Origin of the sequence: Polynucleobacter wuianus, from assembly GCF_001659725.1 — a bacterium.
Classification (GTDB): domain Bacteria; phylum Pseudomonadota; class Gammaproteobacteria; order Burkholderiales; family Burkholderiaceae; genus Polynucleobacter; species Polynucleobacter wuianus.
In genome coordinates this window covers 2069350-2082476 of the sequence record NZ_CP015922.1, presented here as the reverse complement: position 1 = coordinate 2082476, position 13127 = coordinate 2069350, and the positions used below count along the sequence as shown (strand labels likewise).

Sequence of the window (13127 nt, the reverse complement as noted above, 5' to 3'; positions counted from 1 at the left end):
CTTAGAGTAGTCGCCCTTGGGATTTGATGGAGTCTGCTTCCGCATTCATTTGAACGCGCTGTCGCTCAATAAACTCTTTGAGGGTGTCAATGCCACGCAATTGCAAAATCGTATTGCGAACTGCGGCCTCAACAAGAACTGCCAAGTTGCGTCCAGCCGCCACTTGAATTTTGACAGTCCGAATTGGAATGCCGAGAACATCGATATGTTGAGCCTCAAGCGGTAGTCTTTCAAACTCACCATCGGTTCTGCGAACCAGCTGCACAATCAGGCGTAGCTTTAATTTACGCCGAACCGCTGTTTCGCCAAAAATGGTTCGAATATCCAACAAGCCAAGGCCACGAACCTCCAGTAGGTTGCGCAAAATGACTGGGCAACGACCTTCAATGTAATCTGGGCCAAGGCGTGAAAAGTCAACAGCGTCATCCGCCACCAAGCCGTGTCCTCGAGAAATGAGTTCCAGACCCAATTCACTTTTACCAAGCCCAGACTCTCCAGTTAGTAAAACGCCTAGGCCCAAAATATCCATGAACACCCCGTGCATCGTAATTTGCGGGGCACCAATTTTGGTGAGATAAGTACGCAGATGGTCAATAACTTCTGCAGCAGAAATATGGGTCGTAAATAGTGGCGTAGATGAGCGCTGACAAAAAAGTTGCAAATCTGGATCGGCAGCCTTGCCGTCTGCCACTATGACACAAGGTGGCGTTTTAGAAATGAGGCTAGCGATCTGCTCTTGCTTTTGTTTTGGCTCAAGTGCTGCATGGTAATCCACCTCTTGTTCACCAAAAATTTGGATACGGCTTGGGTGAATTAAATTTAAGTGACCAACTAAGTCTGAACTGGCGGCAGCCGCTTTAACCGCTTCAGGCGGAAAGGTACGATCGGCGCCTTCAAGACCGCCGATCCAAGAGAGCTTTAGATCAGAAACGTTGTCGTCAAAAATCTGCTGAGCAGTTACTCCGTCAAGGAGTAATGGCTGGGTCATTTTGCACTTCCCCACTGCTGTAAGAGTTCATAGACTTTGTTCGGATCAGTGGCGGTGGCTAATTTTTCCCTTGCATCTGCATCGGATAATAGTTGTGCGATAGAAGAGAGAATTTCTAAATGCTGCTGAGTAGCTTTTTCTGGAACCAGCAAAAAAATGAGAATCGAAACGGGCTCATTATCAGGGGCTGCAAACTCGATAGGCTCTTTGAGCCTCATAAAAGCAGCAGATGGTTGCTTTAGGCCTTTAACGCGACCATGAGGAATAGCGACTCCAGCACCTAAAGCAGTTGAGCCTAGATCTTCGCGAGCATCGAGAAACTCTATCACTGCGGTTGCATCAATGCCAACTTGTTTAGTAAATAGTTCCCCAGCAGCTGCAAAAGCATCAGCTCTGTTTTTAGCAGAGTTATCTAATGCAATGCAGTCAGGGGCAAAAAGATTGGTCAGGGCATTCATTACAGATGATTATAGGTGTCCTGACAGTCAGGATTACTCAAAATGCTTTTCGTGATGATGATCTTGAATTTTTTCTTTATGTTTCACGACTTGGCGCTCCAGCTTATCAACCACCGCATCCATAGCGTGATAGAGGTCAGCGTTGTGTGCTTCGGCGAACAGTTCCTTGCCTTTGAGGTGAATCGTGATCTCAGCGCTTTGGCGCAGATCTTTTTCTTTAGCGTTATCGACTACTAAAAAAGCGGATGCATCTATGACGTGATCGAAGTGCTTACGAATTTTGGCCATCCCAGCCTCAAGGTGCGTACGCATAGCAGGGGTAACTTCTACATGACGGCTATTAATTTTTAAATTCATGAGCAACTCCTTATATCAACGCGTGCGCATAGCTATACCCGGGGTGCGCAGCAAGCCCCTGTAATTTTTGAGCTGTTTTTTTTGGAAAATGAACCATGAACCTCCAGCGTATCAGCGATTTTGCTGAAAACCAAGAGGGAAAACCACTTTTTATGACTTATACGGACAGATGTCTTGTCCGGCTTACATCCGGAAGTTTTCGCCTAGATAGACTCGACGAACCGCATCATTTTGAATAATTTGGTCGGGCTTGCCTTCTGCTAGAACGCTTCCTTCGCTGATGATGTAGGCGTGGTCGCAGATCCCTAAGGTTTCGCGAACGTTATGGTCGGTGATCAAAACACCTATTTGACGATCTCGCAAGAAACGCACAATACGCTGAATCTCCCCAACGGCAATAGGGTCAACGCCAGCAAAGGGTTCATCTAGCAAGATAAATTTTGGCTGAGAGGCTAAGGCTCTGGCGATTTCCACACGACGTCTCTCGCCACCGGAAAGAGAAAGTGCTGGATTATTGCGCAGGTGGCTAATTTGTAGCTCGCCTAATAGTTCATCTAAGCGGTCAGCAATTTCCCCTTTGGTTAATCGCTTGCCACCTTGAACTTGTAGCTCAAGTACAGCTTGAATATTTTCAGCCACATTGAGTTTTCTAAAAACAGACGCCTCTTGCGGAAGGTAAGACAGACCCATACGAGCACGCTCATGAATGGGTAGGTGAGTGATATCAGCACCATCCAAAATAATGCGACCTGCATCAAGCGGAACCAAACCTACGATCATGTAGAACGAGGTTGTTTTACCTGCGCCATTGGGGCCCAGCAGTCCAACTACTTCACCACATTTCACCTCAACTGAAACATCTCGAACTACTGTTCTAGAGCCATAGCGCTTCTGGAGATTGTGAGCACTCAGTGTTGGCGTGGAAGTGTTTTGAGCTAAATCCGTTGTCATTTCTCTAATGTGGCTTTTCTTCTTGGTGAAAGGATTGCTCGGGCTAAGGGTAGATCCTCTGGTTTTGAGTTTGCAGGGGGTGTTACACGATAGCGCTCAGTAATATCATCGTACTCAATTTTCCAGCCTTGCAGTTGGTCGAGCATCTGCATATTGAGTGAGCGTTTTAGACTGGCATCACCGATAATGGTCAATACTTCTGTTTTTGCATTGTAAGTAATCTGCGTACCATTACCTTGCATGTACTCATCTGCAGGGCCTTCTCGTCGTTGTCTAAAGCTGACTGTTGTATCAGGTGATCCTTTGATATCGACATATTCGTAACCCTCTGGATCTACCTGAATATGTCCATCATCACCTGTCACAACGATACTGCCTTTAATTAATAGGATTTGGCCTTTGAGGTCATAAATCTGTTGAACGTCATTTACGGAAACTTTTTCCGCCTCAAAAATGATAGGTTTATCTTGGTCTGCTTTTTCTGCATGAGCAAAGTTGCCCAGTGTTAAGGCGCCCAGAAATATTCCAAAATGAGCAAGGCGATTTATTGTGAACATATTATTGAGCACTCCGCGGAGCACGTTCAATACGACCTTTAACTTGTCCTGAAAGTGTCATGCTCTGCTGAATATTGTCGAAGATGCCACCATCAGTAGAGTGCATGATCGACATGCCCTGCTCTAGTGTGATGGGTCGATCAGTTTCAACAATATCGTCGTTAATCAAGACCTTGAAATAGCTAGAGGAAGCCAGCATCCGCAGCGTTGCAGGCTCCGTAGCGGTTGCAGCTTGGGCTGGTCGAAAGATAGAGGCGTTATCAAAGAGCTCCAGGATGGTGAGATCACCATCTAGGTGTCCAGTATTAGACTTCACGGTCACAGGTGCTTTATCTGGCTGAAATAGACGCATGCGGGGCTGTTCAATATCAATCGAGGCATCATCGTCATAGTGAATGACTTTATTGCCTAATACTCGATATTTGGTGCTGCCTTGCTCATTCAAGGCTGAGAGCGTTCCGTCTTTAATAATGTAGTCAGGCTCGTGTAGACGAACGCGCTCAAGCATTGAGCTTTCTGGGGGAGTATTTTTCTGGACCAACCAAAAAGTCATGAGAGTTAAAGCTCCCATCAATATCAATGGCATAAGGCGCAATAGCGTGCGTGTAAGGCTGATTTTGATTCGTTGAGAATTCAATTGCATTATTTACTGGCGAGCCTTGCTGAGCAACTCATCGAAGTGGTTTTGGGCTTTTAGGATGAGGTCACATGCTTCGCGTACAGCGCTATTACCACCAGTATGTGTAGTGACAAAATGCGCAAACTCTTTAACAGATTCATGTGCCTGTGCTGGTGCAATTCGCAAACCGGCATTTTTCATCATTGCGAGATCTGGCCAATCATCGCCCATCACGGCGCAATCACTCGCTTTAAGACTAAGCTTCTTTAGAACTTCTTTTAAAGCCAGTGCCTTATTTTCAACACCCATGTGAACCTGCTTGATGCCCAACTCATCACAACGAGCTAAGACCATCTTGGAGTTTCTACCAGTAATGATTGCTGTTGGAATATTGCATTGTTCTAGAAGTTTGATGCCTAAGCCATCCTGAATGTCAAAGGCCTTCAAAGATTCTTTGCCATCAGCACCAATCCATACCTGGCCGTTAGTGAGCACACCATCGACATCTAAAACAAGCAACTTGATTTTGCCTGCACGCTCCCAGGCTTGGGGGTACTGGGATAGTGGGTTGGTATTGTGAGTATTAAAGGCGCTAGGCATGAGTTTCAATCAACAACGGTATTAAATTACCTTGGCTGCAAAGAGGTCGTGTAGATTTAATGCGCCCAATAGGCGGCTATCTTTATCAGTAACCACTAAATGATTAATGCGATGTTTTTCCATCATTTCAATAGCTTCTTCTGCCAAGAGTTCAGGTGGAATGGTGCGGGGGCTAGCCGTAGTTGCATTCTGTAATGTAATGCTGGTCAGATTGGTATTTTTTTCCAAGAGCCTACGCAAATCACCATCAGTCAAAATCCCAAATACTTTTTGCTTGTCATCTAATGTCACTACCATACCCATGCGCTTAGCAGTCATCTCCTGTAAAGCCTCTTGTAGTGATGCTTGAATAGAGATCTTTGGGGTGTCATCAAAGCTGCGCATGACTTCGCTAACATGTATGAGTTGTTTGCGACCTAAGCGTCCGCCTGGATGTGAGCGCTGGAAATCTTCCGCCTGAAATCCGCGAGCATCTAACAAGGCAACAGCTAAGGCATCGCCCATTGCTAGGGCAGCAGTTGTGCTGCTAGTTGGGGCAAGATTAAGGGGGCACGCTTCTTTTTCTACGCTCGTATCTAAATGGGCATCTGCCAATTTCGCAAGCGAAGAATCCGGAGCGCCAGTAAGAGCAATCAGTTTTGCGCCAGTGCGTTTTACGATAGGCACAATGGTGAGTAATTCTTCGGTCTCACCAGAATTTGAGAGTGCTACAAAAACATCATCTCTGGTAACCATTCCTAAATCACCATGGCTTGCTTCTGCCGGGTGAACAAAAAAAGCCGGTGAGCCGGTGGATGCAAAGGTGGCTGCAATTTTGCGGGCAATATGCCCAGATTTGCCAATTCCAGAAACCACAATTCTGCCTTTGCAGTCGAGTAGTAATTGAACTGCGTGTACCAGCGCATCAGCGTTGACGCCCTCTAGGCGATCACGCATCGTTTGCAGTGCAGCAGCCTCAATAGTGAGGGTATCGCGCGCAAGCTTTAGGGTACGTTCACGAGTCTTAGCTATCATCGAGTAAGTATATGCCGTCAGTCCTTCAATTAACCCTCATTCTCCTGGCCTCGGGTGTGGCCGGAGTGGTTATTTTCCGCTATTTTGGCTTACCCCCTATTTTGGGCTATTTGGCCATTGGCGTGTTGATTGGGCCTAATGCCCTAGCTTTGGCAAACGACTCATCCACAGTCAAGTATTTGGCCGAGTTCGGGGTAGTTTTCTTAATGTTTTCGATCGGTTTGGAATTTAATCTCCATAAGTTGAGGTCAATGCGGAACATCGTGTTTGGTCTAGGCGGTAGTCAGGTGGTTTTAACCATGCTGTTGGCAGTTCCTGCTAGCCTTTTGATGAACTGGATTTATCCAATCTCTTGGCAGGCGGCGATTGCTTTAGGTGGTGCTTTAGCCATGTCCTCTACTGCGATTGTGACAAAACTGATGTCTGATCGATCTGAATTGGAAACAGAACATGGTCGAAATGTAGTGGGTATTTTGTTATTCCAGGATTTGGCAGTGGTCTTCTTATTGATCTTGTTGCCCTCTTTAGGAAAAAATCCTAAAGATCTTTTTGTGGCCCTCACTACGGCATCTATCAAAATCACGATTGCATTGACTTTGATCTTCTTTATTGGTCAATCGCTTATGAGCCGTTGGTTTAGATTGGTTGCTAAGCTGCGCTCGCAAGAATTATTCATGCTCAATCTCTTGCTGATCGTGCTCGGTATGGCGGGCTTAACAGAGCATTTTGGTTTGTCTTTGGCACTCGGTGCATTTTTGGCTGGCATGTTAATTTCTGAAACACCTTATCGCCATCAGGTTGAAGAAGACGTTAAACCATTCCGCGATGTTTTATTGGGGCTCTTCTTTATTACGATTGGCATGTTGCTAGACTTCAACGTCATTCGTGAGCAGTGGCTGTTAGTGCTGTTATTGTTGATTGGCCCATTGGTATTTAAGTTTGGTTTGATTGCATTGCTCTCTAGGGCTTTTGGATCAAGCCCTGGCATCTCCATTAGGACTGGGCTTTGCCTTGCTCAAGCGGGTGAATTCGGCTTCGTATTACTGACTCAAATTGATGGCTTGGATTTGATTGATCTCGTCTTGAGTCAAGCAGTGCTTGCAGCCATGTTGCTATCGATGTTCTGCGCGCCATTCCTAGTGGAATACAGCGACCGAATTGCGATGCGTTTCTCAAGTAATGAGTGGTTGTTGCAATCGCTCGCATTAACACGCGTTGCTGCAAAGAGCGTACGTAATGAGAATCACGTCATCATTTGTGGTTTTGGTCGTTCTGGTCAAAGCTTGGCTCGTATGCTCGATCAGGAAAAGATTCCATATATCGCACTGGATTTAGATCCTGATCGTGTGAAGGAAGCAGCGGCTGCTGGCGACAATGTTGTATATGGCGATGCCAGTCGAGAAAATTATTTAGTTGCTGCTGGCCTCTCGAGGGCTAAGACAGTTGTCATTACGTATGCCGATACTGCTGCCAGTTTGCGTGTGCTGCGTCAGGTTGAGCATTTGCGCCCAGGTATGACGGTGCTAGTGCGCACTAGAGATGATGCGGATATCGCTAAGCTTCAAGCGGCAGGTGCTACAGAAGTAGTTCCTGAATTGATTGAGGGCAGCCTCATGATTGCTTCACATGTGCTACTGATTATGGGCGTCCCCATGCGTAAGGTGGTTCGGCGCATTACGACTGCACGTGAAGAGCGTTATAGCTTGTTGCGAGGCTATTTCCGGGGTGCCGGGGATGATGATTTTGGTTCAAACGAATCTTGGCGTTTGCATTCGATCACCCTTTTGCCCAATTCTCAAGCGGTAGGCAAAACACTGGGTGAACTTCAACTTGAAAATGAAGGGGTGAGCGTGCAGGCGGTCCGTCGCAAAGGCCGAAATGCAGATTACGCCAAACTTGTGCTGATGCCGGACTTGACCCTGGAAGCTAATGATATTTTGGTGATCTCAGGTAATTCAGAAGCAACCGACTTGGCTGAAGCTAAATTACTCTGAGATTGTTCACGGTGTTTTGACTATTTCTTTTTCTTGGCGGCGACGGGTTTACGATCCAGTAATGGTGCCAAGTAGTGACCAGTAAAACTCACTTCATTCTTAGCTACATCCTCAGGCGTTCCCGTAGCAATAATCTGACCCCCACCAGCCCCACCCTTAGGACCTAAGTCAATAATCCAATCGGCAGTCTTAATCACATCTAAGTTGTGCTCGATGATGACAATCGTATTGCCTTGTTTTTTTAGCGTCTGAATTACTGTAAGCAAAAGTTGAATGTCATGGAAGTGCAAACCTGTAGTTGGTTCATCGAGAATATATAGAGTTCTACCAGTATCTCGTTTAGAGAGCTCCAGCGATAACTTCACGCGTTGCGCTTCGCCACCTGATAGCGTTGTTGCACTTTGCCCAAGCTTCACATAGCCCAAGCCAACATCTAGCAATGTTTTGAGTTTGCGCTTAACGACGGGTACAGCCTCGAAGAATTCATGCGCCTGTTCGATAGTCATCGAAAGTACTTCATGAATGTTCTTGCCTTTGTAGCGGATATCTAAAGTCTCGCGGTTATATCGCTTGCCATGACAGACATCACAAGGCACATAAACATCTGGTAAGAAGTGCATCTCTACTTTAAGAACGCCATCACCTTCGCAAGAGTCGCAACGACCGCCTTTGACGTTAAAGGAGAAGCGACCAGCTTCATAGCCACGCTCACGCGCTGCCGGAACGCCTGCAAAGAGTTCACGAATTGGCGTAAAGAGGCCAGTGTAGGTAGCAGGGTTGGAGCGCGGTGTTCTGCCAATCGGTGATTGATCGACACTAATCACCTTATCAAAGTGCTCTAGACCTTTCATTGCATCGTGTGCTGCAGGTTCTGCGTTAGAGCCATAGAGATGCTGTGCCACTGCATGATGCAGGGTGTCATTAATCAAGGTTGACTTGCCTGAGCCTGATACACCAGTGACACAAGTTAAGAGGCCAACCGGAATCTTTGCATGCACAGATTGCAAGTTATTACCACGTGCTCCAATGATTTCTAGAAAGCGATCATTGACTGGAATACGTTTTTGTGGAACTTGAATGGCTTCTCGGCCAGAAAGGTATGCGCCAGTGAGCGATTTTGGATTGGCTTCCACCTCAGCGGGCGTACCTTCAGCAACAATTTCACCGCCATGAACACCAGCACCAGGACCGATATCGATTACCCAGTCTGATGCACGAATCATATCTTCGTCGTGCTCAACCACCAATACGCTATTGCCTAAATCGCGGAGGTGTTTGAGTGTGCCAATTAGGCGATCGTTGTCGCGTTGATGTAAACCAATAGAAGGCTCATCTAATACATACATCACACCAGTTAAGCCAGAGCCAATCTGGCTTGCCAGGCGAATACGTTGCGCCTCGCCGCCAGATAGGGTGTCCGCGCTTCGCTCTAAAGAGAGGTAATCAAGCCCAACGTCATTAAGGAAGCGTAGACGGGCGCCGATTTCTTTAACAATCTTGTCTGCGATTTCTCTTTTGGCGCCTTTCAGCTCAAGTGCTTCGAAATATTCTTTCGCTTCTTTGAGCGGCAGTGCACTGATCTCATAAATGGCTCGCGATTGCTTCTTTTCGCCTACTTTGACAAACCGTGCTTCTTTGCGTAAACGGCTGCCATTACATTCTGGACAGGTTTGGATATTTTGATAGCGCGCAAGCTCTTCGCGCACAGTGACAGAATCGGTTTCGCGATATCGACGTTCAAAATTGGCCACGATACCTTCAAAGGCATGCTCACGAATACTGTTCTTGCCACGCTCGTTGATGTATTCAAAAGGAATGGTGACATCGCCAGAACCTAGCAAGATAAGATCTTGTTGTTTCTTGCTCAAGGACTCAAATGGTTTTTCCACATCAAAGCCACCGTGCTTAGCAAGGGTCTGCAATAGCTTGAAGTAGAACTGATTGCGACGATCCCAACCTTTAATTGCACCGGAGGCTAGCGATAAGTCAGGATGCGCCACGATGCGCTTAGGATCAAAGAAGGATTGATGTCCAAGACCATCGCAGGATGGACAGGCGCCCATAGGATTATTGAAAGAGAAAAGGCGAGGCTCCAGTTCTTGCAGTGAATATGAGCAAACCGGGCAAGCGAACTTGCTAGAGAAAATCATCTCCTTGCCCGTATCCATATCCACAATCATGGCTTTGCCATCAGCAAGACGTAAGGCTGTCTCAAAAGATTCTGCAAGGCGTTGCTGAATATCGGGTCGTACTTTAATGCGATCTACCACTACTTCAATTGAATGCTTATCATTTTTCTTAAGTGCAGGTAATTGATCGACTTCAAAAATTTCTGCCTTAGCTAAGTTTGCTGTGCCACCACCTGAGCGCACTCGAAAGCGCACAAAGCCTTGTGCCTGCAGGTCTTGAAAGAGATCTACAAATTCACCTTTGCGCTCGCTCACTACTGGAGCCAGAATCATTAGCTTTGTATCTTCTGGCATAGACAGCACGGTATCGACCATTTGTGAAACGCTTTGGGCTTCAAGCGGAAGATCATGATCAGGACAATGTGGCGTGCCGGCACGAGCAAATAGTAGTCGCAGGTAATCATGAATTTCAGTAACGGTGCCAACAGTTGAGCGTGGGTTATGACTAGTTGCTTTTTGCTCAATAGAGATTGCAGGTGATAAACCTTCAATCGTATCGACATCCGGTTTTTCCATTAACTGCAAAAACTGACGGGCATATGCAGAGAGGGATTCAACGTAGCGGCGTTGACCTTCGGCATAGAGCGTGTCAAAAGCCAATGAGCTTTTGCCAGAACCAGATAAGCCAGTCAGGACGACGAGTTTCTCTCTAGGGATATCTAGATTGATGTTTTTAAGGTTGTGGGTGCGGGCACCGCGGATCTTGATTTCGTTATTCATGATTTTTTAGCGTAACTTGTTAATATAGCTCTTTCCCATGAATCCTTCTGAACTCCGATCTACTCTGGCCTTAGCGGGCATCTTTGGCCTTCGCATGCTGGGCCTGTTCTTGCTCTTGCCGGTCTTTAGCATTCATGCTCGGGGCTTGCCGGGTGGCGAGCACGCTCTCTGGGTGGGTTTGACCCTAGGAATCTTCAATATTGTTCAGGCTGGCTTCTATATCCCTTTAGGCCGCCTTTCTGACCGAATTGGACGCAAACCCGTAGTTTTATGGGGTTTATCCCTCTTTGTCGCCGGAGCGCTGATCTGCGCAGCAAAAGATGACTTGTTATGGATTGCGATTGGGCGCGGAATTATGGGTGCTGGGGCAGTTTCTGCTGCAATCTCTGCCTGGGTGGCTGATTTAACGCGCGAACAGGTGCGCACTCGAGCCATGGCTTTAGTGGGCGGAAGTATTGCTTTGTCATTTGCTCTGTCATTGGTTATTGCTGCGCCGATTTATCGTGCGATTAGTCTGAGTGGAATTTTTATTGTTCTGGCGATTCTTGGTGTATTGGCAATGCTGGTGACTTACTACGTTTTACCTACCACTAAACCAGAAGCCAAAGTTCAACAAGCCTCTTTGAAAGAAGTTTTCTTTCGTCCTGAGCTAATGCGATTAAATCTGGGTGTCTTTGTATTGCATGCAACACAAGTGGCTATGTTTTTAGTGGTGCCACGCTTATTGGTGCAAGCTGGTCTGCCACTTTCATCCCATTGGGAAATTTATTTGCCGGTGGTTCTATTGTCATTTGTTTTTATGGCGCCTGCCATCATTTATGGTGAGAAAAAGCAGAAGTTGCGCACTATCCTTTTATTTGCAATCGTGTTGCTATTAATTGCAGAAATTCTTTTTACGAACACCGCGTCTATCACTTCAATTGCGATTGCGCTATTAGTGTATTTCGTAGGCTTTAACTTACTAGAGGCTTTGCAACCATCTTTGGTATCGCGTTTTGCCAAAGAATCTAAAGGTACCGCCTTAGGTGTTTACAACACCACTCAGTCAATTGGACTGTTTTCTGGAGCTGCTGTTGGGGGTTATTTAATGGATAGCCATGGCGATTTATCGGTCTTTGTGATGGGCGCGGTGCTCTTAGTTTGCTGGCTTATAATTGCCTGGTCGATGGGCGAAATGCCAACGAGAGCAACAGAATCAAAGGATGTAGCCACAACGACATAACCGCAGCTTCATAGATTAAATTAAAGCGAGCAGTTTATTTTGAGTAGTAATAACAGTGGTAATTTTCTTCGGGAGACAACATGGCTTCGGTAAATAAGGTCATCATCGTAGGTAACGTAGGGCGTGATCCAGAGACACGTTATATGCCAAGCGGCGACGCCGTTACAAATATTTCAGTAGCAACATCTGATCGCTACAAAGATAAACAAACTGGCGAAATGAAAGAAACCACAGAATGGCATCGCGTTGCATTCTTTGGCAAGCTTGCAGAGATCGCTGGTCAATACCTCAAAAAAGGTTCACAGGTTTATGTTGAAGGACGTTTGCGTACTCGCAAATGGACTGACGCCAGCGGCCAAGAAAAGTATTCCACAGAGATCGTTGCAGAAACCATGCAAATGCTCGGTGGCAAGCCAGTAGGCGGAAGTGGTGACGGTGGCGAGAGCTATAGCCGCTCAAAGCCGGCTGAGCAATCTACTCCAGCATCATCTAATGCTGCATCACTTGGCGCAATGGATGACGACATCCCGTTTTAAGTAATAACTATTAATGCGGTGGATGCCGCAATAGCAAAAACCCCTTCTAGGATTTCCTACAAGGGGTTTTTATTTGACTGCTAATGTAATCATTTACTGCCTTGCGTGTCGGGTGTTTTCAGGCCAAGGCGAATTGTGGTCTGTGCGAAATGGATTGATATCTAGGCCACCGCGTCTGGTGTAGCGCGCATATACAGACAGTTTTTCAGGTTTGCACTGGCGCTTGATATCGGTAAAGATCGTTTCTACACAATGCTCATGAAACTCACCCAATTGTCTAAAGCCAATGAGGTAGCGCAATAAGCCTTCCTCCAAAATAGGTCTACCTTGATAGCGAATTTGCACGCTAGCCCAATCTGGTTGTCCGGTAACCGGGCAGTTTGATTTCAGTAGATGCGAAACTAGGCATTGCTCAATGGGGCCAAAGGATTCATTTACCCCTAGTAGACTTGGGTCTGCAGGGAGAGTTGGGTCTACTTCGATATCAAGACGATCCATCAAGACCCCACCCATCTCTTGCATCCCCTTTTTGGAGATTGCTTCTGTGGGAATGATGCGCGTGGTGACCTTGCTACCAGCTACCGCAGATAAGTCTGTGATGAGTTGCTCTTTAACTTCATTCTCATCTTCAAAGCGGGCGCTGTTGAGGCTATTTAGATACAGCTTAAATGACTTGGACTCAATCATATTTGGTGAGTCTGCAGGGATCTGAAACTCCGCTAATGCAATTTGGGGCTTCCCTTTTTTATTGAGCCAGCTGAGCTCAAAGGCATTCCAAATATCAACACCGACAAACGGTAGCACTTGATCTTCTTTTATGCCAAGCTTCTTCCTGTTCTCTACTCTTGGAATTGGAAAGAGCAAACTTGGATTATATTGATCGGGATATTTCGAAGATTGACCGAGTGGTAGTGTTGCCATT

At 46.4% G+C, this 13127-nt stretch carries 13 protein-coding genes; 3 read left to right on the top strand and 10 right to left on the bottom strand.

What is annotated here, in order from left to right; translation table 11 throughout:
- Position 1: 1 nt before the first annotated feature.
- The 8 genes from hprK to A8O14_RS10645 form a co-directional block, all read right to left on the bottom strand.
- Positions 2-988 (bottom strand): HPr(Ser) kinase/phosphatase, encoded by a 987-nt coding sequence (gene hprK / locus A8O14_RS10680; RefSeq protein ID WP_068949495.1) that lies wholly within the window; start codon positions 986-988, stop codon positions 2-4.
- Positions 985-1446, bottom strand: a complete 462-nt coding sequence (locus tag A8O14_RS10675) for a PTS sugar transporter subunit IIA (RefSeq protein WP_068949494.1) — start codon at positions 1444-1446, stop codon at positions 985-987. The genes hprK and A8O14_RS10675 overlap by 4 nt, the downstream gene beginning before the upstream one ends.
- 33 nt (positions 1447-1479) lie before the next feature.
- A complete protein-coding gene (gene hpf / locus A8O14_RS10670; RefSeq protein WP_068949493.1) occupies positions 1480-1803 on the bottom strand; it encodes a ribosome hibernation-promoting factor, HPF/YfiA family in 324 nt (107 codons plus the stop codon).
- 183 nt (positions 1804-1986) lie between these two features.
- Complete coding sequence (gene lptB, locus A8O14_RS10665; protein ID WP_068949492.1) at positions 1987-2754, bottom strand: LPS export ABC transporter ATP-binding protein; 768 nt, start codon at positions 2752-2754, stop codon at positions 1987-1989.
- A complete protein-coding gene (locus A8O14_RS10660; RefSeq protein WP_082913174.1) occupies positions 2751-3311 on the bottom strand; it encodes an LptA/OstA family protein in 561 nt (186 codons plus the stop codon). Before A8O14_RS10660 ends, lptB begins: the two co-directional genes overlap by 4 nt.
- A 1-nt stretch (position 3312) precedes the next feature.
- Positions 3313-3954 carry an LPS export ABC transporter periplasmic protein LptC gene (gene lptC / locus A8O14_RS10655; RefSeq protein ID WP_068949491.1) on the bottom strand — a complete coding sequence of 214 codons (642 nt, stop codon included), beginning with the start codon at positions 3952-3954 and terminating at the stop codon, positions 3313-3315.
- Positions 3955-3957: 3 nt separating this feature from the next.
- On the bottom strand, positions 3958-4530 hold the full coding sequence (locus A8O14_RS10650; RefSeq protein WP_068949490.1) for a KdsC family phosphatase: 573 nt from the start codon (positions 4528-4530) through the stop codon (positions 3958-3960).
- 21 nt (positions 4531-4551) lie between these two features.
- Complete coding sequence (locus A8O14_RS10645) at positions 4552-5544, bottom strand: KpsF/GutQ family sugar-phosphate isomerase (protein ID WP_068949489.1); 993 nt, start codon at positions 5542-5544, stop codon at positions 4552-4554.
- 11 nt (positions 5545-5555) lie between these two features.
- Between A8O14_RS10645 and A8O14_RS10640 the strand changes: the two genes are divergently transcribed.
- On the top strand, positions 5556-7538 hold the full coding sequence (locus A8O14_RS10640) for a monovalent cation:proton antiporter family protein (RefSeq protein WP_068949488.1): 1983 nt from the start codon (positions 5556-5558) through the stop codon (positions 7536-7538).
- Positions 7539-7558: 20 nt separating this feature from the next.
- Here A8O14_RS10640 and uvrA read toward each other — a convergent pair whose 3' ends face one another.
- Positions 7559-10447 carry an excinuclease ABC subunit UvrA gene (gene uvrA / locus A8O14_RS10635; RefSeq protein WP_068949487.1) on the bottom strand — a complete coding sequence of 963 codons (2889 nt, stop codon included), beginning with the start codon at positions 10445-10447 and terminating at the stop codon, positions 7559-7561.
- 37 nt (positions 10448-10484) lie between these two features.
- Between uvrA and A8O14_RS10630 the strand changes: the two genes are divergently transcribed.
- Positions 10485-11669: an MFS transporter gene (locus A8O14_RS10630; RefSeq protein ID WP_068949486.1), complete on the top strand. Its 1185-nt coding sequence runs from the start codon at positions 10485-10487 to the stop codon at positions 11667-11669.
- Positions 11670-11749: 80 nt separating this feature from the next.
- A complete protein-coding gene (gene ssb, locus A8O14_RS10625) occupies positions 11750-12205 on the top strand; it encodes a single-stranded DNA-binding protein (RefSeq protein ID WP_068949485.1) in 456 nt (151 codons plus the stop codon).
- 93 nt (positions 12206-12298) lie between these two features.
- Here the strand turns inward: ssb and queF are convergent, their stop codons facing one another.
- The gene (queF, locus tag A8O14_RS10620; protein ID WP_068949484.1) at positions 12299-13126 is read right to left on the bottom strand and encodes an NADPH-dependent 7-cyano-7-deazaguanine reductase QueF; all 828 of its coding nucleotides are present in this window, start codon (positions 13124-13126) and stop codon (positions 12299-12301) included.
- Between the last annotated feature and the right edge of the window lies 1 nt (position 13127).